Source organism: Acetohalobium arabaticum DSM 5501 (assembly GCF_000144695.1).
GTDB lineage: Bacteria > Bacillota > Halanaerobiia > Halobacteroidales > Acetohalobiaceae > Acetohalobium > Acetohalobium arabaticum.
The window spans coordinates 181,906-206,438 of record NC_014378.1 but is presented as its reverse complement, the minus strand read 5'-3'; the positions used below and the strand labels follow the sequence as shown (position 1 = coordinate 206,438).

The 24,533-nt window shown below is 38.6% G+C and carries 38 protein-coding genes; 1 reads left to right on the top strand and 37 read right to left on the bottom strand.

The genetic code is table 11. From position 1 onward, the window contains the following. Positions 1–7: 7 nt before the first annotated feature. Positions 8–736: a CPBP family intramembrane glutamic endopeptidase gene (locus tag acear_RS01140; protein WP_013277199.1), complete on the top strand. Its 729-nt coding sequence runs from the start codon at positions 8–10 to the stop codon at positions 734–736. Here the strand turns inward: acear_RS01140 and acear_RS01135 are convergent. The 37 genes from acear_RS01135 to rplB all read right to left on the bottom strand — a co-directional run bounded on the left by acear_RS01135 (position 711) and on the right by rplB (position 24,530). Continuing rightward, positions 711–1,943: an aminotransferase-like domain-containing protein gene (locus acear_RS01135; protein WP_013277198.1), complete on the bottom strand. Its 1,233-nt coding sequence runs from the start codon at positions 1,941–1,943 to the stop codon at positions 711–713. The genes acear_RS01140 and acear_RS01135 overlap by 26 nt on opposite strands. A 367-nt stretch (positions 1,944–2,310) precedes the next feature. Then, a complete protein-coding gene (locus acear_RS01130; RefSeq protein WP_083771313.1) occupies positions 2,311–2,763 on the bottom strand; it encodes an Hsp20/alpha crystallin family protein in 453 nt (150 codons plus the stop codon). Positions 2,764–2,979: 216 nt separating this feature from the next. Next, positions 2,980–3,969 carry an AmmeMemoRadiSam system radical SAM enzyme gene (gene amrS / locus acear_RS01125; RefSeq protein ID WP_013277196.1) on the bottom strand — a complete coding sequence of 330 codons (990 nt, stop codon included), beginning with the start codon at positions 3,967–3,969 and terminating at the stop codon, positions 2,980–2,982. A 12-nt stretch (positions 3,970–3,981) separates the two neighbouring features. Next, a complete protein-coding gene (gene amrA, locus acear_RS01120; protein WP_013277195.1) occupies positions 3,982–5,409 on the bottom strand; it encodes an AmmeMemoRadiSam system protein A in 1,428 nt (475 codons plus the stop codon). Positions 5,410–5,427: 18 nt separating this feature from the next. After that, positions 5,428–6,318: an arginase gene (gene rocF, locus acear_RS01115; protein ID WP_013277194.1), complete on the bottom strand. Its 891-nt coding sequence runs from the start codon at positions 6,316–6,318 to the stop codon at positions 5,428–5,430. A 733-nt stretch (positions 6,319–7,051) separates the two neighbouring features. Next, entirely contained in the window at positions 7,052–7,444 is a 393-nt protein-coding gene (rpsI, locus tag acear_RS01110; protein WP_013277193.1) for a 30S ribosomal protein S9, read from the bottom strand. 31 nt (positions 7,445–7,475) lie between these two features. Continuing rightward, positions 7,476–7,904 carry a 50S ribosomal protein L13 gene (gene rplM, locus acear_RS01105; RefSeq protein ID WP_013277192.1) on the bottom strand — a complete coding sequence of 143 codons (429 nt, stop codon included), beginning with the start codon at positions 7,902–7,904 and terminating at the stop codon, positions 7,476–7,478. 124 nt (positions 7,905–8,028) lie between these two features. Next, positions 8,029–8,763, bottom strand: a complete 735-nt coding sequence (gene truA / locus acear_RS01100; RefSeq protein ID WP_013277191.1) for a tRNA pseudouridine(38-40) synthase TruA — start codon at positions 8,761–8,763, stop codon at positions 8,029–8,031. Positions 8,764–8,798: 35 nt separating this feature from the next. Then, positions 8,799–9,593: an energy-coupling factor transporter transmembrane component T family protein gene (locus acear_RS01095; RefSeq protein ID WP_013277190.1), complete on the bottom strand. Its 795-nt coding sequence runs from the start codon at positions 9,591–9,593 to the stop codon at positions 8,799–8,801. Between the two features lie 4 nt (positions 9,594–9,597). Next, positions 9,598–10,440, bottom strand: a complete 843-nt coding sequence (locus tag acear_RS01090; protein WP_013277189.1) for an energy-coupling factor transporter ATPase — start codon at positions 10,438–10,440, stop codon at positions 9,598–9,600. After that, entirely contained in the window at positions 10,425–11,261 is an 837-nt protein-coding gene (locus acear_RS01085; protein WP_013277188.1) for an energy-coupling factor transporter ATPase, read from the bottom strand. The genes acear_RS01090 and acear_RS01085 overlap by 16 nt, the downstream gene beginning before the upstream one ends. A 148-nt stretch (positions 11,262–11,409) precedes the next feature. Then, complete coding sequence (rplQ, locus tag acear_RS01080; RefSeq protein WP_013277187.1) at positions 11,410–11,751, bottom strand: 50S ribosomal protein L17; 342 nt, start codon at positions 11,749–11,751, stop codon at positions 11,410–11,412. Positions 11,752–11,771: 20 nt separating this feature from the next. Beyond that, complete coding sequence (locus acear_RS01075; protein WP_013277186.1) at positions 11,772–12,716, bottom strand: DNA-directed RNA polymerase subunit alpha; 945 nt, start codon at positions 12,714–12,716, stop codon at positions 11,772–11,774. Positions 12,717–12,833: 117 nt separating this feature from the next. Next, complete coding sequence (rpsD, locus tag acear_RS01070; RefSeq protein WP_013277185.1) at positions 12,834–13,460, bottom strand: 30S ribosomal protein S4; 627 nt, start codon at positions 13,458–13,460, stop codon at positions 12,834–12,836. A gap of 36 nt (positions 13,461–13,496) precedes the next feature. After that, positions 13,497–13,877, bottom strand: a complete 381-nt coding sequence (rpsK, locus tag acear_RS01065) for a 30S ribosomal protein S11 (protein WP_013277184.1) — start codon at positions 13,875–13,877, stop codon at positions 13,497–13,499. A 38-nt stretch (positions 13,878–13,915) separates the two neighbouring features. Then, complete coding sequence (rpsM, locus tag acear_RS01060) at positions 13,916–14,287, bottom strand: 30S ribosomal protein S13 (RefSeq protein ID WP_013277183.1); 372 nt, start codon at positions 14,285–14,287, stop codon at positions 13,916–13,918. A 34-nt stretch (positions 14,288–14,321) separates the two neighbouring features. After that, positions 14,322–14,435 carry a 50S ribosomal protein L36 gene (gene rpmJ / locus acear_RS01055; RefSeq protein ID WP_013277182.1) on the bottom strand — a complete coding sequence of 38 codons (114 nt, stop codon included), beginning with the start codon at positions 14,433–14,435 and terminating at the stop codon, positions 14,322–14,324. Between the two features lie 16 nt (positions 14,436–14,451). After that, positions 14,452–14,673, bottom strand: a complete 222-nt coding sequence (gene infA / locus acear_RS01050; protein WP_013277181.1) for a translation initiation factor IF-1 — start codon at positions 14,671–14,673, stop codon at positions 14,452–14,454. A gap of 68 nt (positions 14,674–14,741) precedes the next feature. Then, on the bottom strand, positions 14,742–15,488 hold the full coding sequence (map, locus tag acear_RS01045; RefSeq protein WP_013277180.1) for a type I methionyl aminopeptidase: 747 nt from the start codon (positions 15,486–15,488) through the stop codon (positions 14,742–14,744). Beyond that, positions 15,488–16,129, bottom strand: a complete 642-nt coding sequence (locus tag acear_RS01040; RefSeq protein WP_013277179.1) for an adenylate kinase — start codon at positions 16,127–16,129, stop codon at positions 15,488–15,490. Before acear_RS01040 ends, map begins: the two co-directional genes overlap by 1 nt. A gap of 35 nt (positions 16,130–16,164) precedes the next feature. After that, positions 16,165–17,424, bottom strand: coding sequence for a preprotein translocase subunit SecY (gene secY / locus acear_RS01035; protein ID WP_013277178.1), 1,260 nt, complete (start codon positions 17,422–17,424; stop codon positions 16,165–16,167). A gap of 20 nt (positions 17,425–17,444) precedes the next feature. Next, positions 17,445–17,885 carry a 50S ribosomal protein L15 gene (gene rplO, locus acear_RS01030; RefSeq protein ID WP_013277177.1) on the bottom strand — a complete coding sequence of 147 codons (441 nt, stop codon included), beginning with the start codon at positions 17,883–17,885 and terminating at the stop codon, positions 17,445–17,447. Positions 17,886–17,925: 40 nt separating this feature from the next. Continuing rightward, on the bottom strand, positions 17,926–18,420 hold the full coding sequence (rpsE, locus tag acear_RS01025) for a 30S ribosomal protein S5 (RefSeq protein ID WP_041667418.1): 495 nt from the start codon (positions 18,418–18,420) through the stop codon (positions 17,926–17,928). Between the two features lie 36 nt (positions 18,421–18,456). Further along, a complete protein-coding gene (rplR, locus tag acear_RS01020; RefSeq protein ID WP_013277175.1) occupies positions 18,457–18,807 on the bottom strand; it encodes a 50S ribosomal protein L18 in 351 nt (116 codons plus the stop codon). A gap of 31 nt (positions 18,808–18,838) precedes the next feature. Continuing rightward, on the bottom strand, positions 18,839–19,375 hold the full coding sequence (gene rplF / locus acear_RS01015) for a 50S ribosomal protein L6 (protein WP_013277174.1): 537 nt from the start codon (positions 19,373–19,375) through the stop codon (positions 18,839–18,841). A gap of 41 nt (positions 19,376–19,416) precedes the next feature. Beyond that, on the bottom strand, positions 19,417–19,815 hold the full coding sequence (gene rpsH / locus acear_RS01010; RefSeq protein ID WP_013277173.1) for a 30S ribosomal protein S8: 399 nt from the start codon (positions 19,813–19,815) through the stop codon (positions 19,417–19,419). 28 nt (positions 19,816–19,843) lie between these two features. Continuing rightward, on the bottom strand, positions 19,844–20,029 hold the full coding sequence (locus acear_RS01005) for a type Z 30S ribosomal protein S14 (RefSeq protein WP_013277172.1): 186 nt from the start codon (positions 20,027–20,029) through the stop codon (positions 19,844–19,846). Between the two features lie 26 nt (positions 20,030–20,055). Then, entirely contained in the window at positions 20,056–20,595 is a 540-nt protein-coding gene (gene rplE, locus acear_RS01000; RefSeq protein ID WP_013277171.1) for a 50S ribosomal protein L5, read from the bottom strand. A 39-nt stretch (positions 20,596–20,634) separates the two neighbouring features. Continuing rightward, complete coding sequence (gene rplX, locus acear_RS00995; RefSeq protein ID WP_013277170.1) at positions 20,635–20,961, bottom strand: 50S ribosomal protein L24; 327 nt, start codon at positions 20,959–20,961, stop codon at positions 20,635–20,637. Positions 20,962–20,999: 38 nt separating this feature from the next. After that, positions 21,000–21,368 carry a 50S ribosomal protein L14 gene (rplN, locus tag acear_RS00990; RefSeq protein WP_013277169.1) on the bottom strand — a complete coding sequence of 123 codons (369 nt, stop codon included), beginning with the start codon at positions 21,366–21,368 and terminating at the stop codon, positions 21,000–21,002. Positions 21,369–21,410: 42 nt separating this feature from the next. Continuing rightward, positions 21,411–21,668: a 30S ribosomal protein S17 gene (gene rpsQ / locus acear_RS00985; protein ID WP_013277168.1), complete on the bottom strand. Its 258-nt coding sequence runs from the start codon at positions 21,666–21,668 to the stop codon at positions 21,411–21,413. A 30-nt stretch (positions 21,669–21,698) separates the two neighbouring features. After that, positions 21,699–21,899 (bottom strand): 50S ribosomal protein L29, encoded by a 201-nt coding sequence (gene rpmC / locus acear_RS00980; RefSeq protein WP_041667201.1) that lies wholly within the window; start codon positions 21,897–21,899, stop codon positions 21,699–21,701. Beyond that, the gene (gene rplP, locus acear_RS00975; RefSeq protein WP_013277166.1) at positions 21,889–22,323 is read right to left on the bottom strand and encodes a 50S ribosomal protein L16; all 435 of its coding nucleotides are present in this window, start codon (positions 22,321–22,323) and stop codon (positions 21,889–21,891) included. Before rplP ends, rpmC begins: the two co-directional genes overlap by 11 nt. Positions 22,324–22,351: 28 nt before the next feature. Beyond that, positions 22,352–23,002: a 30S ribosomal protein S3 gene (gene rpsC / locus acear_RS00970; RefSeq protein WP_013277165.1), complete on the bottom strand. Its 651-nt coding sequence runs from the start codon at positions 23,000–23,002 to the stop codon at positions 22,352–22,354. A 3-nt stretch (positions 23,003–23,005) separates the two neighbouring features. Continuing rightward, entirely contained in the window at positions 23,006–23,347 is a 342-nt protein-coding gene (rplV, locus tag acear_RS00965; protein ID WP_013277164.1) for a 50S ribosomal protein L22, read from the bottom strand. 31 nt (positions 23,348–23,378) lie between these two features. Then, the gene (gene rpsS / locus acear_RS00960; RefSeq protein ID WP_013277163.1) at positions 23,379–23,663 is read right to left on the bottom strand and encodes a 30S ribosomal protein S19; all 285 of its coding nucleotides are present in this window, start codon (positions 23,661–23,663) and stop codon (positions 23,379–23,381) included. 30 nt (positions 23,664–23,693) lie between these two features. After that, positions 23,694–24,530 carry a 50S ribosomal protein L2 gene (gene rplB / locus acear_RS00955; protein WP_013277162.1) on the bottom strand — a complete coding sequence of 279 codons (837 nt, stop codon included), beginning with the start codon at positions 24,528–24,530 and terminating at the stop codon, positions 23,694–23,696. Between the last annotated feature and the right edge of the window lie 3 nt (positions 24,531–24,533).

The window sequence follows — 24,533 nt, the reverse complement described above, 5'->3', positions numbered from 1 at the left end:
GACTTATATGAAACATATAATAGAATTAATAAATAAAAAAGATAAACAGTATACCTGGACAAACTATGAATTAATTAAATATCAACTACTCTGGTATCTAAGCCTATTTCTATTTTCTCTAACTCAGAGATATAATTTTCCTAATCTACCCCAAATAGATTCGCTATTCCATTATCTATTTGGAATTCCTATTAAATTATTGATGATTGCTTATTTAATCTATATACTGCTTTTTAAAAAAAGCTTTACTTTAAACCAGATAGGATTAACATCGAATAATTACTTTGCTGATTTTACATTAGGTATCAAAGTAAGTCTGCCGCTGCCAATTTTGACTATCATTCTAATTAATCTACAGCATCATCATTTAGATTTTAATCAGCTCTTCGAACCATTAATTAAGATTACTTCATTTAATGAATTAATTACCAGCTTTCTGTACTTTATAGTCTTAGTTTCAATAGCCTTAATTCCAGCTACAGCTAAAGAATTATTTTATCGAACCATTATCTATAATTTCTTTAAAGAAAGATTAGGACTCATGTTTGGTGCTTTACTCAGCAGTGTCTATTACTCCTTAGCTTCATTACAGTTCAGTTTTGGTCTTATGCTGAGCAATTTTATAGTTGGAGGTATCTCTATTTATCTCTATGAACGAAATAATAATCTATTCTCCTCAATTATCTGGCAGAGTTTCTACCAAGCTACAACTATTTTATACATCTTTGGTTTCTAGCTTCAAAAGAATTTAATTCTGTTTTAATTACCTCGCTTAATCTATAGATTCCTTCCTCTATTTCCTCCAATGTCGGCTGACTAAAAGAAAGGCGAAAAGCATTCTGCTTCTGTCCACTGCTGCTAAAGGCCTCCCCACTGACATAAGCAACATTCTGCTCAATTGCTTTAAATAATAAGTCCTTGCTATTCAAATAGGGCGGTAATTCTACCCAGGTATAGAATCCACCTTCCGGTTCAGTCCAATTTACTTCTGGAGGAAAGTATTTATTCAGTGATTCCATTGTTTTATCTCTACGGCGGCGATATAGTCGACATAGTTTCTTAATCTGATTATCTATTATTCCTTCTCTTCCACAGGCAGCAATCAACCGCTGCCCCATAGAATTGGAACAGAGATCAGTCGACTGTTTGGCTAAAATTAACTTCTGAATTACTTCCTCAGCTGCTACTACCCAGCCAACTCTAATACCGGGAATGAATATCTTAGAAAAGGAACCCAGATAAATTACACGACCTTGCTTATCAAAATTCTTAATAGCCGGTCTTTCAGGACCATCGTATTTTAATTTACTATAAGGATCATCCTCTAAAATTAAGAATTCATACTTTTCAGCCAACTCTACTAATTTTTCACGACGCTCAACAGCTAAGCTTAAGCCGGTTGGATTATTGAAGTCTGCAACAAGATAAATAAACTTTATCTGCTGTCCATTGTTAGTTAGCCTTTCTAATTCTGCTTCTAAAAGATCAAGCCGCAAGCCTTTATTATCTACCTTAATACTGAGTATATCACCCCGATAATTTCTAATAGCACCTAATCCACCTACATAACTTGGAGATTCTGTTATTACCTTGTCTCCAGGATTAATAAAGATCTTACTGACTAAATCCAGCCCCTGTTGGGAACCGCTAGTAACCAGAATATTATCTACTCCTACATCTATTCCTTTCTGAGCCATAAAATCAACAATATACTTTCTTAAATCTTCTTGACCTTCAGTAGGACTATACTGCAGCATCTCCTCTTCAGCTTCCAACAATAATCTTTTATTTACCTCCTGTACCTGATCAATCGGAAGACAGTCTTTGCTGGGAAAGCCGCCGGCAAAAGAGATAACCTCCGGTTTTTCTGTTAATTTAAAAAATTCTCTAATCTCCGAACTACGCATCTGTTTGGCATTATCAGAAAAATACTCTTCAAACATACTAATCTACTCCCTTCTTAATTTTTAATAAATTCTATAAGAATCAAAAAAACTCTCGTCTCTAAAGTAAACTTTAGAGACGAGAGTTGTTATCTCGCGGTACCACCCTAATTATTAAGGAAAAACTTCCTTAACCTCTCTCAACTTTAACGCAGCTGCTACGGTCAAGGCCTACTGCTGATTCGACCTCACCACTCCAGGGCGGCAGAATGAATTAATAATGACTGGAATTCCTTTCAGCCTCTGGAAACTCCTCTCTGATAGTCAGATTAATTCTTAACCCTTTCTCTGTGTTTCTATGCTCATAGATTAATTTAAGAAATATTATATAATACTTTTAGCTAATTGTCAAGCCATTATTCAAAATTTAATCATTGATTTCAAGCCGAGTTATCTTTTCAATCTCTTCTTCACTCTTAGGCATTCTAATCTCCAAAACACCATGTTCAGCAGAAGCACTGGCTGCTTCACGCTCTACCTTAAAGGGGAGTGATATCGTTCTTTTGAATCTACCAGTCTGACGTTCAAGCTTATGATAACCCTCTTCATCCATCTGTCGTTCTTCTGTTACTTCTCCCTGAACAATCAAGGTATCTTCACTGATCATAATCTCTACTTTCTCAGGATCAATACCGGGAATATTTACTTTGGCTACTATTTCTTCACCTTCTTCAAAGATATCAACTGAAGGCTGCAGTTCAATTCCTTCAGGCGAATGAAAAGTTTCATCCAAAAACTTATTCATCTGATCACGCAGCGTCTTTATTTCGCTAAAGGGATTCCAAGTAGTCGGTCTCATGCCGGACACTCCTTTCTTCATTTATTCATCACCTAGTGTATCCAAATTTGTTCTTTTTATTAGCTGGTTTACAGATGTGAACCTAAACACAATACTGCAAGTTATTACAGTGCATTATCCAGCCGGGGATATTCGTAGAAGTTTTAAGTTATAATCCTAAATATAATTTATTGCTAATTGATAAGGGCTGATTTTGGCAGCGTTTGAAATATATAAACTCTCAACTGAGATAATATATTAATCCGCCAGCAGAATATTAATCTCAGCTCCACACTCTGGACATATATCATCTTGCAAGTATATTTCCGGCTGAGACCAACTTCGCTTGATAAGCAGTTGACCACATTCATAACAATAAGTATTACTATACTCCGGCTCCCTTACATTACCTAGATAAACAAAGTTCAACTTTTCTTCAGCTATCTCCTTGGCCTGCAGCAAAGTCTCCATCGATGTCTGCTCAGCCTGTAATTTATACTTAGGAAAGTAGCGAGTAAAGTGGAGCGGAATATCAGGATTAATATCGGCCAGCCAGGCTGTTAATTCTTCAATCTCTTCCCTTGAATCATTCAATCCTGGTATCAATAGAGTAGTTACCTCCACTAAAGCCTCCTGATTAGCCAGTCTAATGCTCTCTTTAACCGGCTCTAAATAGCCCTGACAGATATCACGATAAAACTCTTCACTGAATGCTTTTAAATCAATATTTAAACCATCAATATAGGACAATAATCCAGCCAAGGGCTCAGGATTAATCAGACCATTGGTTACTAATACATTCTTTAATCCCGTCTGATGTATTAACTGAGCTGTATCCAGAATATACTCATACCAGATCAATGGCTCCGAATAGGTATAGGCTGCACCGATAGAATTATGTTTTTTAACTAGAGTAACTATCTCTTCAGGCTCTAATCTTCTTGTCTCAGCCTCCTGGTTATGAGCAATATGATAATTCTGGCAGAATTGGCATCTTAAATTACAGCCTACAGTCCCTAAGGATAGAATCTCACTACCGGGATAGAAATGAAATAACGGCTTCTTCTCAATAGGATCAACTGCCACTGCACTGACCTGGCCATAAGTCTTACTGACTAATCTTCCTTCTTGATTCTCCCTTGCCTGACAGATACCTGTCTGGCCAGCAGTTATAAGACAGCTGTGGGGACATAGATTGCAGCGTATCTCTTCCTCATCTAACCTTTCATACCATCGGGCTTCCTTCATTATCTGTCACCTCTATTTATAGCGGGTTACTTTAAACCGTTTAAGCTCTACATCCTCTTCTGTCGGCGACAAACCAGCCTTGCGTTTAGCAATCTCTAACTGTTTTTCTACAGTTTCAACTCCTTCTAAATTAGGCAGCAGTAATCCAGTTTGCTGTCCTTTCTGGACTATAACACCGTACTCCTGCGGGTCTAACTCATCTAAAGTATCGACTGGCTTAGGTTCTTCTAAGACATCTACTGAATAGGTTAAATCCTCAAGCTCATTGATATCAATCTCTTCAAAGCGAGGATCTTTGAATCCAGCATGAAGAGCATTTCTAATTATCTCTTCCGCTACATTATCCTCGGTCGGAGCCGTAGTCCCGATACAGCCTCTAAGCTGTCCATGTTTTTTGATAGAAACAAAAACGCCTCTTTTAGCCTCCATTTCCGGTGGCAATTCTTGGGGCGAATCGATCACTTCTCTGTTGAGAGCATACTCCTCTATTGTTTTTCTGGCTAACTTGACTAACTCGCTTTCTTCAGCCTTCTGCTTTTCCAGTCTAGCCTGGCGTTTATCCAATAGATCATCCAGCCGTTTTCTGCTTTTATCTTCACCATTAATTTTATAGCTGACTACCCCATACCCTACTCCAAAAGGGCCTTCATAGGATAGTAACTCAGGTTCAACAGCTAAGCCGTCTAAGGCCCCTAACATAATAATAATTGGCCGCAGACCGCATTCTCCTGCTTTTTCAATCAAATCCTGATCCAACTCAAAGATATCCTCTACTCTATCTTTTTCTAATGCTTTAATTAACTGCTGATCAAACTCTTCAGCCTGCGGATTAAAACCAGCTGGTGCATCAGGAGTCAAACGATGTGATAAATCACCACTGGCAATTACTGCTATATCATAATCCAGTTTTACTGCTATTAGCTGAATTATCTTACCAAATTCATACAGATCCTCATAAGGCAGCATTCCCATAGTAATAGGAACTAACGGTAAATTTTCTAGGCTGGCCTCCGCCAGATAATACAGCGGTACCAAAGCACCATGGTCAAGCTTAGGATCAATCTCAAACTTTCTAGCTGTCTGTTCATCAATTCTAGCTACTTCAATTCTGCCGCCAGTCGAATCCTCCAGCTTTGTAACCCTAACTAATTCTTCAACAACATCCTCCTGGAGTCCATAACTAAGCTCTATTTCCGGCAGCCCGAACTGTCCAAAGTCTCCCTTCAACTCCTCAAGATTCAGAATACTGATCGCATCAGAAAAGACCGGACCATGTGGGCTGATAGTAATTACTAAATCCGGATTTGATTCCTTAACTTTACTGGCCAGTTCTTTCATGGCTGTCCTTGTATCTTCAATCTCATTTAATCTGCTGCGTCCAATCTCCGGTACTGCTACAGGAGGATGAGGACTTAAACCAGCAAATACAATTCCACTCATTTCAGCTATCCCCTTTCTTTATAGAATATTCTTTCCTAAACAGGATAAAATTAATTCTACAGCTAACTCTGCCGTCCTGTTTCGTTCATCCAAAATAGGATTAACCTCTACTAATTCCAGTGAAGCCAAAACTCCAGCCTCGGCAATCATCTCTAAGGCTAGATGTGCCTCTCGATAATCAAGCCCGCCCGGCACTGCTGTACCTACTCCCGGTGCAGTCAATGGATCCAAGACATCTACATCAAAGCTGACATGGACTCCTTCCGTACCACAGCCAGCAGACTGAATTGCCTTCTCCAGTATCTCCTCTATACCCTGCCGGTCTATATCACTGATTGTATATACATCTATATCAGTATCCTTTAGTCTCTGCCTTTCCTTATAATCCAGATCCCTAATTCCAACCAAGGCTATATTATCTTCACATAAATCATAACCCTCAGTTATAGAAACTAAATCTTCAGGACCATCACTATTAATAACAGCCAGCGGCATTCCGTGAGGATTACCCGTTTGACTAGTAGTCAAATTATTAAAATCTCCATGAGCATCAAACCAGAGTAATCCTACATTCTTACCAGCATTAGCTACACCACCAAAAGTACCAATAGCAATACTGTGATCCCCACCAATAACTAAAGGAATGAAGCCTTTTATCATTATTTCCTGTACCTTCTTACTTAAAGAAGTACAGACATCTCTAATTTCAGGAATAAAGTTACTTCTGTCTATATTCTCCAGCTCACTCCTAATCACCGGAACATCTATATCACCAAAATCAGTTACCTCTAATCCAAGCTCCTCAATTCTAGCAGCTAGATGAGCATATCTAACAGCACTAGGTCCCATATCTACTCCTCGTCGACTAGCACCTAAGTCCATAGGAACGCCAATAATTCCAATCTTCAATGCTAATCCTCCTAAGTAATCTATTTCTTATATTATTTGCTGTTATTTAATTAATATTATTCTTAAATTGATTTTAATATTTTCAAGGAGTTAATTTAGGAGGAAATCTACAGCTTTATTGATATATTGTGTCACTCTACAATGTTTCCGTATATACCCTTTATTTGTAATTTTCTATCATAATCGGTATAATCTCATTCATGATATTGCGGGAATAATCAATATGTATCCGCCGCTTGCCGTTCGTTCGACATCCTGTCTCACTCACTGTCAAAAACTGGCCCTCCATCGTCCGTGATTCCGGGCCAGTTTTAAGAGTCGCTCTGGACACATATTGACTATTGATAATAAAATATATTGCTGTGATTATCACCAATGAGAGTTATTGAAAGCATATATTGACTATTTATGGTATTACAGAACAGAAATTTCATTGGTTTGGGTTTTAACGCTTTCCCTCAGATAATTTTGCACAATTTAGTTGATATCTTGCAAAAAGCGACTTTAAAGCAGTCCCACAAGAGAGAATAGTTAACATATAAAGCGGAATCTTTAAATCATAATACTAAGATTTATTTACTGCTAAGTGACTAGGACTGATTTCTGGAGCGTTTGCAAGATATCAACTCTAAACTGCAACATTATATCAATTATGTTTTAAGCAAATTAACTGTGAAAATAAGTAAATAAAAGAAAAAGGAAGAGCATATACTCTTCCCGGTGATTAGCTTGATTATCTTTTAGAGAATTGAGGTGACTTTCTGGCTTTCTTGCGTCCATACTTTTTGCGTTCTTTCATTCTTGGGTCTCGAGTTAAGAATCCGCGTTCTTTAAGTGTAGAACGGTAATCTTTATCTACTTCCAGTAAAGCACGAGCAACAGCATGACGAATCGCTCCTGCTTGACCGGATAGACCGCCGCCGTTAACATTAACTAATATATCAAACTCTCCTAAAGTATCAGTAGCCCGTAAAGGCTGCTTAACTTTTTCTTCAGATACTTTACGGCTGAAATATTCATTTAAAGGCTTGTCATTAACTACAATTTCACCACTACCAGGCCGCAGTCTAACTCTAGCCGTTGCAGTTTTGCGGCGTCCTGTTCCTAAATATTCTACCTCTGCCATGATTATCCTCCTCTCTTAACTATATTTTCGGTTATATTTCTAATTCTTCCGGCTGCTGAGCTTCATGAGGATGCTCACTAGCAGCATAAATCTTTAACTTCTTCATCATTTTACGGCCTAATTTATTCTTAGGTACCATACCTTTGACAGCTAGCTCAATTACCTTCTCTGGTTTCTCTTCTAATAATTCGCGATAACTAGTAGACTTTAGACCTCCAGGATACTCAGAATGTGTATGATGCATCTTCTGGTCTAACTTATTTCCCGTCAACACAACTTCACCAGCATTAACAACAATTACATAATCCCCTGTATCAACATGAGGAGTATAAGTCGGCTTATGTTTACCGCGCAAAACATTTGCAATCTTGCTGGCTAATCTACCTAATCTCTCACCGGCAGCATCCACTACAAACCAATCTCTTTCGATTTCTTCTGGTTTCGCCATATAAGTAGTCATCTTTCTTTCCCTCCTTCTAACAGAGTAATATCTATATTAATATTAGTTCGGGGCCTATTAACAGAGCTAAAATAAGACTTCATAAGTTAATTTTATTACATGAATAATAGACTGTCAAGTTATATCAATATTTAACCTTTATCAACCTTAATCCCTGGGCTGGAGCTGTTGGTCCAGCAGCCAGTCTATCTTCTGCTTCTATTATTCTAGACATTCTCGGCACTTCCCATTCTCCGGTACCTACTTTAATTAAAGTACCAACAATAATTCTAACCATATTATACAGAAAACCATCGCCTTCTATTCTAAAGATAACCAATCTATCCTGTTGTGTAACTTCAGCCTGCTGAATAGTCCTAACAGTAGTCTGTACATTGCTGCCTGAAGCCTGAAAGGAAGAAAAATCATAAGTCCCAATCAAGCACTCAGCTGCCTCTGCCATTGCCGCAGAATCTAACTCTTCTTTAATATGATAAGTATAATTCCGTTTAAATACTGAAGGCAGAGGCTGATTTAAAATACGATATTCATAAATCTTCCCTTCAGCATCATAGCGGGCATGAAAATCAGCATTAACATCTTCTACTTCTTTAATTAGAATATCATTCGGAAGACAGTTATTCCAAGCGAACCGAATATTCTCCAGCGGTATCGGTGATTCAGTCTTAAAATTAATTACCTGATTTTGAGCATGGACACCCCTATCAGTCCGGCCTGCTACAATTACTTTATTCTTTTCTTTAGTCAATATCCGTAGACTCTCTTCTAGCTCATCCTGAATTGTCGGTACATCAGGTTGATGCTGAAAACCGTAATAATTGGTTCCATCATAAGCTATAATTGCTTTCAAATAGCGCATCTAATCACTCCGAAAACTTTAAATCCTTCTTCAATCTAGGCCCAAATTGCAACGATAATTAAAAAACCAGAAACTATAACTCCCGTTAAATAATCGCTAGTTGATAACTTTAACTGATTCATTCGGCTTCTTCCTTCGCCTCCCCGATAGCAGCGTGCTTCCATAGCTAAAGCCAGTTCATCCGCCCGTCTAAAGGCACTAACAAAGAGAGGAACCAGCAGGGGAATTAAGTTCTTAGCTTTCTGTATCAAGTTACCGCTTTCAAAATCAGCTCCTCTGGCTTTTTGGGCCTTTAATATCTTTTCCGCCTCTTCTAGCAGAGTAGGGATGAATCTTAATGCAATCGTCATCATCATTGCCAGTTCATGAGCAGGAACCCCAAATCTCTTAAAAGGTTCTAACAACCGCTCTAATCCATCAGTTAATTCTATCGGTGAAGTAGTTAACGTCAATAATGAAGTAAAGGTAATTAAAAATATTAAACGGGCTGCCATAAAGAGCCCCAACTCTAATCCTTTCTTCTCTATCGATAGAAACTTCCACTGCCAGAGGACTTCTCCTCCTTTAGTTAAGAAAAGATGAATAATCAATGTTAGGCTGATAATAAATAATAGCGGCTTTAAGCTCTTTAGAATATATTTAAACTCAATCTTAGATACCAGAGTACTAACAGCTATAAAGACTCCCAATGCTAAATAACCAAAAAAAGTTTCACTAACAAAGAGAATAACAATATAAAAAATAACTAACAGAATCTTAACTCGGGGGTCTAATTTATGAATTATAGAGTCTCGTTCTAAATACTGTCCCAGCATAATATCCTTTAGCATAGTTCTAACCCCTCAATGCCTTAATAATTTCTTCCTTAGCAGCCTGGACATTAAATAAAGTAGAATCCAGATCATAATCACATTTCTGCAGAGCAACTAAAACCTCTGTAACTTTAGGAACTCCTAAATCTATCTCTTCTAACTGCTGATATTTATTAGCTAATTCTTCTGGTGCTTCATCAAAAGCCAATCTTCCTTGATGAAGAACTAAAATCCTATCAGCTAGCTGGAATACTTCCTCCATTCGATGAGAAACTAAAATAATGGTTAAACCGAATTCATCTTTAAACTTGATTATCTCATCCATTAATTCTGATCTAGTTTTAGGGTCTAGCCCTGCTGTCGGCTCATCAAGAATTAAAACCTTCGGACGCATAGCCAAAACACCAGCAATAGCTACTCTCCGCTGCTGTCCACCGCTTAAATTGAAAGGTGAACGGTCTTTGAAGCTGTCATAATCCAGACCTACTGAATCCAATGCCTCTTTTACCCGCCTATTCACTTCCTTATCCGACAGGTTCAGATTCTTGGGTCCAAAGGCAATATCCTTACCGACTGTCTCTTCAAACAACTGATGCTCTGGATACTGAAAGACCAACCCTACTTGACGCCTAATTGATTTTAAATCTACATTTTCAGTAGTTATATCGTCTCCATCAATAATTACTCTTCCCTCAGTTGGTGTTATCAACCCATTAAGTAGCTGGACTAAAGTTGATTTACCTGATCCAGTATGGCCGATCAGACTAATAAATTCACCTTCGGAAATAGAAAAATTGATATCCCGTAACACCTTTTCGTCAGTATCATCATAAGAATGGGCTACTGATTCTAGTTCAATGAACATATTTCTTCCACCAACCTGTCAATACTAAATATATCTCCATTAATATCCAGTCCTGATTTCTTAAGTTCATAAGCCAATTCAGTTACCTGAGGTACTTCTAAAGCAAGTTCTTTAATCCTATCAATCCGGGAAAAGACTTCAGCAGGAGTACCTGATAAGGCTACTTCTCCCTCTTCAAAGACTAGAATACGGTCTGCTTTAACGATTTCATCCATAAAGTGGGTTATATAGATAATTGTTAAATTTTCTTCTCGATTAAGCTGTTCTACTGTCTCAATTACCTCTTGTCTACCAACAGGATCTAACATAGCTGTTGGTTCATCAAAAACAAGACAGTCAGGCCGCATAGCAATAACTCCTGCAATAGCCACTCTCTGTTTCTGGCCACCTGATAGCTTATGCGGAGCATGACGAGCATACTCAGCCATTCCCACTACTTCCAAAGCTTCCTTAACTCGCTTCTTTATCTCCTTAGAAGGCAGACCTAAATTCTCCGGGCCAAAGGCAACATCTTCTTCTACGATATTGGCTACTAACTGATTATCAGGATTCTGAAAAACCATACCTAACTGCTGTCTAATCTCCCATAACTCTTCTTCATCAGCAGTAGACTTTCCGCCTACCATAACCTCTCCTTTAGTAGGAAGCAATAGTCCATTTAGTAATTTAGCTAAGGTAGACTTGCCAGATCCGTTATGGCCAACAACAGCTATAAATTCACCAGCATCAATCTCCAGATTAATATTATCTACAGCCCAATCTGCATCAGACTGGTCTTCATACTTATAATAAAGATTATTTAATTCAATTAACGGTTCCATTAATTTTCACCCTTACTCCATACAAAAAACAGCCATTTAGAAAGCAATAACATTACGGCCGAAATTCACAGCTTCGGCCGCAGTTATTATCTCAGACAAAGTGATATATTATATCATGGCTGTCTAGGATTTGAAACTATGAAGTTATTTATTCTACTAACTCCAAAATGGCCATTTCAGCGCCATCACCGCGGCGTGGTCCTAACTTTAATATTCTTGTATATCCTCCAGGTCGCTCCATAAACCTTGGAGCAACATCTTCAAATAATCTAGTTACAGCTTCTTTATCATTCAAAATACTCATTGCTTTTTTACGGGCATTGCGAGTATCATCCTTAGCAGTTGTAATTAACTTTTCTGCTGAACGCTGGGCTTCTTTTGCTTTAGGTTCAGTTGTTTCAATGCGGTCATTTTTAAATAGTGAAATCATCAGACTTCTTAATAAAGCTTTGCGTTCTGCTCCTTTGCGGCTTAACTTTCTCTGTACCATTCTATCCCTCCTTTACTGCTTTATATCTCAGGCTTTTTTAAGGAAAGATCCAATTCGTCTAATTTATCCTTGATCTCCTGTAGAGATTTCTTGCCTAAGTTTCTAACCTTCATTAAGTCATCTTCAGTCTGTTCAGTTAACTCTTCTACGTTATCAATCCCGGCCCGCTTAAGACAGTTAGATGAACGTACGGACAGATCCAGTTCTTCAATAGTTGTTTCCAGAACCTTATCCTTCTCTTCTTCCTCTTTTTCCACCATTAAATCCACATCAGTAATCTCTTCATTCAGATTAATTAAAAGATCTAGATGTTCATCCAGCACTTTAGCAGCTAAACTGATTGCTTCTTCAGGAGTTAAGCTCCCATCAGTATTAATTTCCAAAACCAATTTATCCAAATCAGTTCTATTGCCTACCCAGACATCCTCTACATCAAAGTTGACACGCTTAATTGGGGAAAAAGATGAATCCATAGGAATTACTCCGATAACATGTTCTTCATCATCTTTATTCTCTTCAGCAGAAACATAACCTCTACCATTCTCAACTGTTACTTCCATATCCAATTGTCCATCATCACTTAAGGTAGCTATATGCTGGTCAGGATTAAGGATTTCTATATTCCCGCTAACAGTAAATTCATCAGCAGTAACCTCTCCTTCTCCAGAAGCATTCAAACGTAAAATTTCTGGCTCTTCTGATTCCATTCTAAGAACCAGTTCTTTTAGGTTTAATACAATATCAGTTACATCTTCTACTACGCCTGATATAGTTGAAAATTCATGTTCTACCCCTTCAATCTTTACTGATGTAGGAGCTGTCCCTGGTAATGAAGACAGCATAATTCTGCGTAGAGAGTTTCCGAGCGTGATACCGTAGCCCCGCTCCAACGGAGTAATTGCAAATTTACCATAGGTATCAGTTGACTCTATTCTTTCAATCGCAGGCTTCTCAAATTCTATCATTATTTATTAAACCCCTCCCTTAAAGTACAGAAATTTACTAACAGCTATTGAGGGCCTAAATCAAAGTTACCTGAATAAAAAAGGAGGTAACATAAAAGTCTACGAAATTCTCTATAATTATCTAGAGTAGAACTCTACAATTAACTGTTCTCGGACCGGAAGATCAATATCTTCTCGTTCAGGCTCTTTTAGAACTTTACCTGTCTTGTTTTCCAGATTAGCTTCTACCCAAGCTGGAATATTCTGCTGGCCAGTAAATTCAACAATCTCCTGCATTCGCTTCATATCCTTACTGGAATCTTTAACTTCAACTTCATCTCCTTCTTCTACTAAATAAGAAGGAATATCTACCCGCTCTCCATTGACTAAAAAGTGTCCATGGCGGACAAGCTGCCTTGCTTCATTTCTAGAAGCAGCAAATCCTAATCTATAAACTATATTATCCAGTCTAGATTCTAAAATCTTCAAGAAGTTTTCGCCAGTAATTCCCGGTTTGTTATCTGCCATTTCAAAATACTTTTTAAACTGGCTTTCAGAAACTCCATAAATCTGTCTTACTTTCTGCTTTTCTCTCAACTGAACTCCAAATTCAGATAGCTTCTGTCTTTTATTACCCTGTTCTCCTGGTGCATAAGGACGTCGTTCAATAGCACATTTATCAGAAAAACATCTTTCTCCTTTTAAAAATAACTTTTCTCCTTCACGGCGACACTTACGACAAACTGCTTTAGTATCTCGTGCCATTTTTTCATTACACCTCCAATTACTTTAATATTTTATTTAGACGCGGCGGCGCTTCGGCGGCCGGCAGCCATTATGCGGAATAGGTGTTACATCTTTAATTAAATCAATTTCTAAACCAGTAGACTGCAGAGCTCTTACTGCAGCTTCTCTACCCGCTCCTGGTCCTTTAACAAAAACTTTTACTTTCTTTAAACCATGCTCCATAGCTTCTTTAGCTGCATCCTCAGCAGCCATCTGAGCTGCATAGGGAGTACTCTTTTTAGTTCCTTTGAAACCTAGATTCCCAGCACTGGACCAGGAAATAACATTACCCTTATCATCTGTCAAACTTACAATTGTATTATTGAAAGTAGAACAAATATGGGCCTGGCCTTTTGTCACATGTTTAGCTTTTCTTTCATTTTTTCGGCGTGCCATTAAATACCCTCCTTATTCAAATAATTACGCACCTCTAATTACGTAACTCGTTTAGTTCCTACTGTCTGTTTTGGTCCTTTACGAGTTCTAGCATTAGTTCTTGTTCTCTGTCCTCGAACCGGCAGTCCTCTTTTATGTCTGATTCCTCGGTAACAACCGATATCTTTTAATCGCTTAATATCGCTGCGAATTTCTCGTCTTAATTCACCTTCAACAGTATATTCTTCATCAATTACTCTTCTTAACTTAGCAACCTCTTCTTCTGTTAAATCCCTCACTCTAGTATCAGGATCTAATCCTGCTTCTTCAATAATATCCTGAGCAGTAGAACGTCCAATTCCATAAATATAAGTTAATCCAATCTCAACTCTCTTATCCCGCGGTAGGTCAACACCTTCAATTCGGGCCATATTTTACACCTCCAAATCTTAATTTAATAATTAATTAACCCTGGCGCTGTTTATGCTTAGGATTTTCACAGATTACATAGACTCTACCCTTTCTGCGAACAACTTTACATTTATCACAAATAGGCTTCACTGATGGTCGAACTTTCATACTTTACCCTCCTCATTTAGGATTTATGGCGATAAGTGATTCGACCACGATCTAAATCATAAGGCGACAATTCGACTGTCACTTTATCTCCTGGCAGAATTCTAATGAAATTCATCCGCATCTTACCCGATACATGGGCTAAGACTTTATGACCATTATCCAATTCTACTCGAAATTTAGCATTAGGCAACGGCTCAACAACTGTACCTTCCACTTCAATAGGATCTTCTTTTGACATTAAACCGATTCAACCTCCTTATTAATCTCAATGCTGTATTATACCACAAATCATTACCAATATGCAATCTAAATTAAAGTCAAGATTTCCGGTTCACTATCAGTCACAGCAATTGTATTTTCAAAATGGGCCGATAATTCACGATCCTTAGTAACAACCGTCCAGCCATCATCCAGCGTCTCCACTTCATAACCCCCAACATTAACCATTGGTTCTATAGCCAAAGTCATACCTGGTTTTAGAGTCGGACCCTGGCCTGAAGGACCATAATTAGGAATCTGCGGACTCTCATGCATTTCAGTGCCAATTCCATGGCCTACAAATCTTCTGACTACAGAAAATCCGGCCTCTTCTGCATGTGTCTGAACAGCATGGGAGATGTCGGATAACTTATTTCCAGCTACTGCCTGTTCAATCCCCAGCTCCAAAGCCTTTTTAGTTACTTCGATTAATTTTTGAGCCTGCTTTGAAATATCTCCTACAGCTAAAGTCCGAGCAGCATCTCCATAGTAGCCGCGCTTGACTGCACCTAAGTCCAATCCTATAATATCACCTGATTTAAGGCGCTCTGGGCCAGGAATCCCATGTACAACCTGTTCATTAATTGCTACACAGACTGTACTGGGGAAGCCTCGATAGCCTTTAAAAGCAGGTTCAGCATCATAATCACGAATGAACTCTTCAGCCAATCTATCTATCTCCTCAGTTGTAATTCCCGGAGCAATCTTTTCGGCTAAAAATTCATGAGTTTCGGCTACTATCTTATTAGGAGTCCGCATCAAATCCAGCTCTCGGTTTGATTTGCGGACAATCATTATGATAACTCCTGTTTTATTCTAGTAAAGACTTCTTTAGGAGCCGCTTCTCCATCAATGGATTTTAAATCTCCTGTTTTTTGATAGTAATCAATCAGCGGTTCTGTCTTTTCTTTATAGACTTCAAGACGTTCTTTAATAGTTTCAGGCTCATCATCATCCCGCTGATAAAGCTCACCGCTGCATTTATCACAGGTATTTTCCTTTTGTGGCGGATCAAACTCTAAGTGATAGCTAGCACCACATTCACTACAGACCCTTCTGGCGGATAATCTTTTAACAACTTCTTCTTCACCTACTTCAATATTTAACACAGCATCAAGTTCAATACCTAAATCAGTTAAGATATCCTTTAAGGCATCAGCCTGAGCAACAGTTCGAGGAAAACCGTCCAGAATAAATCCTTCCTGACAGTCATCTTCGGCCAATCTATTTTCAACCATTCCAACAGTAACTTCATCAGGCACTAACTGCCCCTGGTCAATATATTCCTTTGCCTTCTTACCCAACGGAGTTTCATTCTTAATTGCAGATCTGAAGATATCACCAGTAGCAATATGTGGTATTCCAAACTCATCAACAAGTCTAGCTGCTTGAGTACCTTTTCCTGCTCCAGGAGGTCCTACTAAGATTATATGCACCTCAATCAACTCCTCTAGATATGGTTACCAAACTATTATTCCATAAATCCTTGGTAATGGCGCTGCAGTAATTGGGTTTCAATCTCTTTCATAGTCTGCAGAGCAACACCAATTACAATCAACAGTGCTGTTCCGCCAAATCTAACCTCTATTCCCGTAATGGACATTACAAAATTCGGCAAAACTGCTACCGCTGCTAAAAAGATTGCTCCTGCTAAAGTAATTCTAGTCAAAATCCGATCCAGATATTCAGCTGTCGGTCGACCTGGACGGCGCCCCGGTACAAAACCGCCATTCTGCTTAATATTATCAGCAACTTCACGCGGATTAAACTGGATTGCTGTATAAAAGTACGTAAAGAAGATAATCAACAAAGCATAAAGAGCCGTATAGAGTGCTGAACCTGGACTCAAAGCATCAGCTAAGCTCTGCGCCCAACCATACGGCAGTATTTTAGCAATAGTTGCCGGGAATAAAAGCACTGATGAAGCAAAGATAACCGGAATTACTCCCGCTTGATTAACCTTCAGTGGAATATGGGTGCTCTGTCCTCCATATACTTTACGGCCCACTACTCGCTTAGAATACTGTACCGGAATCTTACGCTCTCCCTGTTGAATATATATAATTGCTGCTACTATTACAACTGCAATTATCAGGAAGAAAAATACATTAAAGATACTGATAGCTCCTACCTGTAATTTACGAACTATACCTATAACTGCCGATGGAGCCCGAGAAATAACTGAAGCAAAGATAATAATGGAAATTCCATTTCCAATTCCCTTATCAGTAATCTGCTCACCAAGCCACATTAAAAAGGCAGTCCCAGCAGTTAAAGTAATGATAATTGTAAATAGAGTAAAGTAAGTTGGATTAGCAATAGCACCTAAATTTTTTATCCAGAGTGTAATTCCAAATCCCTGAATTAAAGCCAATACTACCGTTGCATATCTAGTATATTGGGCTATAACCTTTTTACCTTCCTGTCCCTGTTTAGACAGTTCCTCCAATCTAGGAATTACGACTGTCAGCAGCTGCATGATAATCGAGGCGGTAATATAGGGGTTAATACTCATAGCAAAAATCGTAAACCTACGCAGAGCTCCCCCAGAAAACATATCTAAAAATCCTAATAGACCGCCCTGCTGGAATAATTCACTCAATCTAGACGGGTCAACACCGGGAACTGGAATATGGGCTCCAATTCTATACACAGCAATCATGGCTAATATAAAGAATATCTTTTCCCGTAATCCTTTAACTTTTAGCGAATTAGTTAAAGCGGATAACATTATTTAAAATCACCTCTATTTTAAATCACCTCAGCTTCACCGCCAGCTGCTTCAATCTTTTCTGCTGCTGATTTAGTAAAACCGTGTGCTTTGACCATCAGTTCAACATCTAGCTCACCATCGCCTAGAATCTTGACTCCATCTTTGATCTTGGATACCAATCCAGCTTCTACTAAGACTTCAGGAGTAACCTCGGTTCCTTCAGCAAATCTATTTAAATCTTTAACATTCACTTCAGCATACTCTGTTCTAAACTTATTTGTGAATCCATATTTAGGGAATCGTTTGAAGTAAGGAGTCTGGCCTCCTTCAAATCCCGGTCTTACTCCACCGCCGCTGCGGGCATTCTGTCCCTTAGTACCGCGGCCGGCTGTCTTACCGCTACCGGAACCAACACCGCGTCCTTTACGTTTACGTTTCTTTTTAGATCCTTCGGCAGGCTGTAAATCATGAAGCTTCATTATCGTCACCCCCCTCTAAATAATTACTCTATATTGGAAGTTAGTTTAATAGCTCTTCTACACTTTTTCCTCTTAATTCAGCAACTTTTTCAACATCCTTGATCTCTTTTAATCCCTGAATAGCAGCATTAACCATATTAAGCGGATTATCACTACCTAAAGACTTAGTTAAAATATCTTTAATTCCAGCTAATTCAACTACTGCTCTAATAGGCCCTCCGGCAATTATTCCGGTACCTTCAGAAGCAGGCTTAAATAAGACTCGCCCGGCTCCAAAGACGCCCGTAACTTCATGAGGAATAGTAGTATCATCTAACGGAACTTCAATTAATTCCTTTTTAGCAGCAGCAATTCCTTTCTGAATAGCTCCTGGAACCTCATTGGCTTTACCAATTCCGGCTCCAACATGCCCATTACCATCACCAACAATTACTAAGGAACTAAAACTAAACCGACGACCACCTTTAACAACCTTGGATACACGATTAATATTAACAACTCTTTCATCTAATTCTAATTCATCGGGATCAATCATATTTTTCTTAATAGCCACTTTCTTCCCTCCTTCTGATTAAAATTCCAAACCGTTTTCTCTAGCTGCTTCAGCTAAAGCTTTTACTCGACCATGATATTTATTGCCTCCGCGGTCAAAGACAACTTCTTTAATATCTTCTTTTAAGGCACGTTCAGCTATTAGTTCTCCTACCATCTGAGCTGCTTCTACATTTCCACCATTATCGATCTCATCTCTAATTTCAGGATCTTGAGTAGAAGCTGCAGCTAATGTTTCACCGGATAAGTCATCGATTAATTGGGCATAAATATGCTTTAAACTACGATAAACACTTAATCGAGGTTTAAAAGGAGTTCCACTAATTTTATTTCGAATCCTTTGATGGCGTTTCTTTCTACTTGTGCTCATCTGAATCCTCCCTCCTTAACTATAAAAACTATTAACCAGCAGTTTTACCTTCTTTTCGCCTAATATGCTCATCAACATACTTAATTCCTTTTCCACCGTAAGGTTCAGGTTCGCGAACCGACCTAATATTAGCAGCTACTTCTCCTACTTTCTGTTTATCAGCACCACTAACTATTATTTTATCATTGCCTTCTATTTCTAATTTAATACCATCTTGAGCTTCAATTACGACAGGATGAGAGTATCCAACCTGCAGCTCAAGATTCTGGCCTTTCTTCTGCACCCTATATCCAACACCATTCAATTCCAATTCTTTTTTGAAACCTTCAGTTACTCCTTGAACCATATTAACAACTAAACTTCTATTCAAACCATGAATTGATCTATCTTCTTTAGAATCTCCAGTTCGATTAATGGTAATGGTATCCTCATCAAGAGTAACATCCAATCGTTCATCAATCTTATTGCTTAACTCACCATTTGGACCTTTAACAGTAATTACATTATCATCAACAGTTATATCTACCTTATCCGGAATTTCAATCGGTAAATGTCCAATCCGTGACACTTTATTCCACCTCCTGCTCTAATTTAACTTACCAGTTTAGCTTACCATACATAACAGAGTACTTCTCCACCGATTCCTCGGCTGCGTGCTTCTTTATCAGTCATGACTCCCTGAGATGTAGACAGAATAGCAATTCCAAGTCCGCCTAACACCTGAGGAATCTCATTTTTGTCGACATAAACTCTAAGTCCTGGCTTACTGATTCGCTTCAAACCAGTAATTACTTTTTCTTTATTAGCTCCATACTTTAAATAAAGTCTTATTTTCCCCTGAGCATCAGTTTCAATTCGTTTATAGTCTTTAATAAATCCTTCCTCTTCTAAAACCCGGGCCATTTCTTCTTTTAAATTAGAGGCAGGAATATCGACTTTCTCTTTCACCATCATATTAGCATTTCTAGTTTGGGTTAACATATCCGCAATTGAATCCGTCACAGACATAACAGAACCTCCTTTCTATATTCAACGATTACCAGCTTGATTTCTTAACGCCTGGAAGAACGCCTTTATGGGCTAATTCTCTAAAACAGATTCTACAGAGTTCAAACTTCTGTAAAACACCATTAGCTCGGCCACATCGACGACAACGTAGTACCCCTCGAGTGGAATACTTTTGATCTTTGTTGGATTTTTCTACTTTTGCTTTGCGTGCCACTATCTTCCCTCCTTTAGATTATTATTTTACTGTTTAAAGGGCATATTCATCAGTGATAATAACTCTCTTGCTTCCTCATCCGTCTCGGCACTAGTTACAATTGTAATATCCATACCTTGAATCTTATTTACATCATCAACATCGATCTCAGGAAAGACCGTCTGATTATCAAGACCTAATGAATAATTACCTCGGCCATCAAATGACTTAGTAGATAAACCTCTAAAGTCTCGCACCCGCGGCAGGGCAACATTAACTAATTTATATAAGAATTCGTACATTACTTCACCGCGTAATGTTACCTTACAGCCAACCGGCATTCCCTTTCTGATCTTAAAGTTGGCAATAGACTTTTTAGCTCTAGTAACTACAGGATTCTGTCCTGTAATTGCTTTCAGTTGTTCTACAGAATCATCCAACAGATTAACATTCTCTGATGCTTCACCGATCCCCATGTTAACTATAATCTTTTCTAGCTCAGGCACCTGCATTATATTATCATACTCAAACTTATCCATCAATTTATCAACAATTTCATCTTTATATTGTTCTTTTAACACTACCATTAATTTACCCTCCTTCCAACTACAGACAAAAATTATTTATTAGTCTATAATCTCTCCACATTCTTTACAGACGCGAACCTTTTCACCGGAATCTAAAACTTCTGTACCGGTTTTAGTTGGTTGGTCACAATATTTACAGATTAACATTACATTAGAACTGTAAATCGGAGCTTCTTTTTCCACAATGCCTCCTTGGGGCATATCCTGACTAGGCTGTTGATGCTTATGTCTAATATTGATACCTTCCACAACTACTCTTTCTTCTTTGGGAAAGGCCTTTAATACTTTACCGCGCTTCCCTTTATCATTACCGGCAATAACCATAACCTCATCATCTTTTTTTACATGTAACTTAGAAAGGGCCAACTTAACTACCTCCTCTCAAAACTTAAAACTGAATCCATTTATAATACTTCTGGCGCTAAGGAAATAATTCGAGTAAACTTCTTATCCCTTAATTCCCTAGCTACCGGACCGAAAATCCTTGTGCCTGTAGGATTATCATTATTATCAATAATTACCGCTGCATTTTCATCGAAGCTGATATATGAACCATCAGGGCGGCGATACTCTCTTTGAGTTCTAACAACAACTGCCTTTACAACCTCTCCTTTACTGACCATACCATCAGGAATGGCTTCTTTGACAGTACCAATAATTATATCGCCAATCGTAGCATACTTTTTCTTAGAACCGCCTAATATCTTTACACATAACAGTTCCCGTGCTCCAGAGTTATCAGCTACATTCAATTTTGATTCTACCTGAATCACTTGACAGCACCCTCCTTTCTACAATCACAACCGATAAATTATCTATTTAGCTTTCCGCAGAATCTCATCAACTTTCCAGTTCTTTTCCTTACTGATCGGTCGTGTTTCTATAATTCTTACTTTATCGCCTTCACTACATTCATTATCTTCATCATGAGCTTTAAAGCGTGTTGTTCTATTGATTACTCTTTTATATAAATCATGCTGTGTTTTACGTTCAACAGCAACAACTATTGTTTTATCCATCTTATCGCTAACAACTTTACCAATTCTAGTCTTTTTATTATTTTCCTCTGACATTAGATACCCTCCTTTGCCAGACATTATTCACTAATGTCTAATTTCTAATTCTCTCTCATGTAGAATAGTCTTAACCCGAGCAATTGATCTTCTAACTTCACGAATACGAGCTGGATTATCCAGTTGAGCAGTCGCATTCTGGAATCTCAAGTTAAATAATTCTTCTTTCAGATCTGATAATTTATGCTCTAATTCCTCCGAAGTTAACTCTCGCAATTCATTAGCTTTCATCACTGTCACCATCCATTCCTTCGCGTTTTACAAATCTCGTCTGAATCGGTAATTTATGAGAAGCTAAACGCATTGCTTCCTCAGCTACCTCCTCTTGAATACCAGCAATTTCAAACATGATTCGACCAGGCTTAACTACTGCAGCCCAGTATTCAGGATCTCCTTTTCCGGAACCCATTCGAGTTTCAGCAGGAGTAGCTGTTACAGGTTTATCAGGGAAGATATTAACCCAGACCTTCCCTCCTCGTTTAGCATGACGAGTAAGAGCAATTCTAGCTGCTTCAATCTGACGATTTGAAATCCAGGCCGGTTCTAGGGCCTGTAGACCATATTCACCGAAATTTACTTTATTACCGCGAGTAGCTTTACCTTTCATTCGACCACGCTGCTGCTTTCTATGCTTAACCCGTTTTGGTAATAACATATTGTTACCTCCTTTCTAAACCTAATCCTTATTCTTCATCCTCAACATCAGGCAGAATTTCTCCTTTATTGATCCAGACTTTAACTCCGATCTTACCATAAGTCGTATAGGCTTCTGTAAATCCGTAATCAATATCAGCTCTTAGAGTCTGCAAGGAAACATTTCCTTTATTATAACCTTCCTGGCGAGCCATTTCTGCTCCACCTAAACGTCCGCTGCATTCAATTCTAAAGCCTTCTATACCGTCTTGGCGCAGAGTACGATTCATTGCCTGTCTCATAGCTCTACGGAATGAAACCCGCTGCTCAAGCTGTTGGGCTACACCTTCAGCAATTAATTGAGCATTCTTTTCTGGATTCTTAACCTCAACTACATTAATCTGAATCTGTTTTCCTGTTATATCCTGTAGTTCATTACGTAAAGCATTTACCTCAGAACCACCTTTTCCGATTACCATTCCTGGACGAGCAGTATGAACATCTAACTTAACTCGATCAGCAGCCCGCTCAATTACAATTCGCGCAATACCTGCATTATACATTTTATCTTTAACATGGTTTCTAATTTCTAAATCTTCATGTAACACATCAGCATACTCATCCTTCTCTGCATACCATTTAGCATCCCAATCTTTAATAACTCCAACTCTTAAACCGTGGGGATTTACTTTTTGTCCCACTAATTATCCCTCCTTCTGTTCCTTAACTTTAATAGTGATATGGCTAGTTCTTTTATTAATCGGAGTTGCCTGCCCCATTGCTCTCGGCTTAAATCTCTTCATCGTCGGTCCTTCGTTAACATAAGCTTCAGATATATATAGTTCATCCGGAATCATATCATGATTATTCTCTGCATTAGCTACTGCAGAATTAAGCACTTTTTCAATAATTTCAGCTGCCTTCTTAGGAGTGTTGCGCAAAATTCCAAAGGCTTTACCAATCTCTTTATCCCGGACTAGATCAATTACCAATCTAGCCTTTCGTGGAGAAATGCGAACCTCCTTAGCAGTTGCTTTCGCTTCCATCTTCTAACCTCCTTTTTACTTGAATAATACCTTATTTTAACGATGTTGACCTCTCTGTATGACGGCTGTGTTCCCTAAATGTTCTAGTTGGTGCAAATTCACCTAATTTATGGCCTACCATCTCTTCAGTAATATAGATAGGTACATGCTTGCGACCATCATATACAGCAATCGTATGGCCCACCATCTGGGGAAAGACTGTAGAATCTCGCGACCAAGTCTTAATTACTTCTTTCTCCCCAGATTCATTCAGCTCTTCAATTTTATCTAGTAATTTTTTTTCTACGAATGGTCCTTTCTTAACTGAACGACCCACAATAAATCCCTCCTTTATCTGTCACTGAATTTATTCTTGCTTCTCTTCATTTCGCCGACGAATAATTAATTCATCAGACTTCTTAGACTTGCGCGTCTTCTTACCGATAGTACGCTGACCCCAAGGAGTAACCGGATGTCTTCCAGCAGGCTTCCTACCTTCTCCACCGCCGTGTGGGTGATCATGTGGGTTCATAACTACACCGCGAACACTTGGACGACGTCCTAACCAACGGCTGCGTCCTGCCTTTCCGAGTGTGATATTCTCATGTTCAATATTTCCAACCTGCCCAACTGTTGCTTTACATTCGGCAGGAATCAATCTTACCTCTCCTGAAGGTAGATTAACATGAACATACTGTTCTTCTTTGGCCATCAGTCTTGCCTGTGCTCCAGCTGAACGAACCAACTGACCGCCTTTGCCCGGCTGCAGTTCTAAATTATGAATAATAGTACCTACCGGCATATCCTTCATCTGTAAAGCATTTCCCGGCTTAATTTCTGCTTCAGGACCGGACATGATCTTTTCTCCAACTTCAATTCCCCGTGGAGCTAAGATATATCTCTTTTCCCCATCTGCATAATTTAATAATGCAATGTAGGCAGAACGATTGGGATCATACTCAATCGTAGCAACCTTAGCTGGAACTCCGTCTTTATCACGTTTAAAATCAATAATCCTATACTTGCGTTTATGTCCGCCACCGCGCCGTCGGGAAGTAATACGACCATTTACATTACGTCCTCCACTCTTCTTTAGTGGAGCCAGTAGAGACTTTTCCGATTCATCAGTTGTAACTTCTTCAAAAGTATCTACAGTCATATATCTTCTAGACGGTGATGTCGGTTTAAATGTCTTAATTGCCATCTT